Below are 1,552 nucleotides of genomic sequence, written 5' to 3'. Positions count from 1 at the left end.
TCACATCAGGTTTTTTGTCAATGGTTCATCTTGGTGGCATCACGAGCCTCCTTCGTTCGCGGATCCACGGTCTGAGCCCACCGCTTTACCGGCTCGTTATCGAGCCTGTACAACCTCACATCCGGTCGCCGCTCCTAGCGGCAGGCACCAATTTCCCGCCTTCGCGGGCGCGGGCTCAGGAGAACGGGACCAATCTCAAGGTCGGCGGGTAAAGCCAAAAGGAATCCCGGTCCGTTCACCTGGATCCGTCAGGGTTGATCACACCCTGAGGATTAGAATTTGTTTTCGCGGCTGTTTCGCACGTCAGGCGGCTTTCATGATTGCACCTTCGATCACGACGCCGGAGGTCACATACTTCCAAAGAGCCACGAGCAGCTTACGGGCGAGTGCCACAATCATCGGCTTTTTCAGACGGCCACTGTTTTGAGCGATACGCTCCTTAAACCAGCAAGATAGCGCCGTCCTCGGTTGGTGCCGTAACCATAGCCATGCGAGCTCGACCATGGTGGCTCGTAAACGCGGATTCCCCGCCTTTGACACGCCCTGTTCGCGATTGACGTTACCGCTTTGCCAAGGGGAGGGGGCAAGTCCTGCGTACGATGCGATTTGGCGTCGGTTGTCGAAGTGTCGAAACAGGCCTTCGGTGTAAAGTATTGTAGCGAATTCCGGCCCAATTCCTCGGATGCCTAAAAGAGCGGTCGCTTCTTTCGGCGTTGCCGGCGTCTCCTGAACGATTAAGGCATCTCGCTCGGCCTCGACAGCCTTGATTTGTGTGAGTATCAGTTCGAGGCGGTCAAGTTCTCTACAGACTTCGGCCTTCAGGTGCTTTGATAGCGGGCGCCCATCGCCAGTTCGAAGTTCGTCCAGACGCTGCCGTCGATCCCGATTGACGGGCTCATACTCCCGTATTCCTTGTGTGAAGAGTAGACCCTTTATCCGATTGACGTGGAAGACACGCTCCGCAATCAGGGTTTTCCGCTCCCGCCCAATCCGTCGGTTGTCTTCTTCCTCGGGTGAAAGAAGCTTCACCATTGAACAGGCCCGCGGCTCGCCACGTTTCCACGCAATAAGGGCGCGGATCAGTGTTTCGCCATCGATGCGATCCGTCTTTGCCCGACGATGGCGGCGGGGCATGGCAATGGACGCAGCCTCGACAATATGGCTCTCGATCCAGGCTTCCTTGCTCAGCACTCGCCCCAGCCAGAAACCATCCAGTCCGGCTTCCTGAATTACGACCAATGGGTACAGTCTGTCCTTCCGCCGTTTTGCTTTCTGGCGAAGCGCATCAAAGCATGCGAACATGCCGACGAGGTCACCTCCCTCGATGGTGTGGCGGGACATCTTCTCGCTACAAGGTGACAGAGCTGTCACCAGCCAGGTTGACTTGCTCAGTTCCAACGAGACGAAAATTGCGCCAAGATCGACGAGAGTAGCGGTCTGCGCTTGAGATTGATCTGCTGTCATCGGCATGGTTGGCCTCCAGAGAGTTTTCTAGCGACCTCACTCTGCCACGGTGTAGGCCGCTACTCACCCCTGATGGGATCTCAAGGCG

The 1,552-nt window shown here is 56.8% G+C and carries 2 protein-coding genes; one reads left to right on the top strand and one right to left on the bottom strand.

All coding sequences use genetic code 11. From position 1 onward, the window contains the following. Positions 1-212, top strand: a 212-nt coding sequence (locus EDE09_RS28500) for a hypothetical protein (RefSeq protein WP_207914894.1), incomplete at its 5' end; no start/stop codon positions are given. Positions 213-303: 91 nt separating this feature from the next. Here the strand turns inward: EDE09_RS28500 and EDE09_RS27915 are convergent. Further along, positions 304-1,464, bottom strand: a complete 1,161-nt coding sequence (locus tag EDE09_RS27915; protein WP_132413618.1) for an IS110 family transposase — start codon at positions 1,462-1,464, stop codon at positions 304-306. Positions 1,465-1,552 lie beyond the last annotated feature (88 nt).

This window comes from Neorhizobium sp. S3-V5DH (assembly GCF_004343065.1).
GTDB classification, from domain to species: Bacteria; Pseudomonadota; Alphaproteobacteria; order Rhizobiales; family Rhizobiaceae; genus Neorhizobium; species Neorhizobium huautlense.
This window is presented reverse-complemented; position numbering and strand designations above follow the sequence as displayed.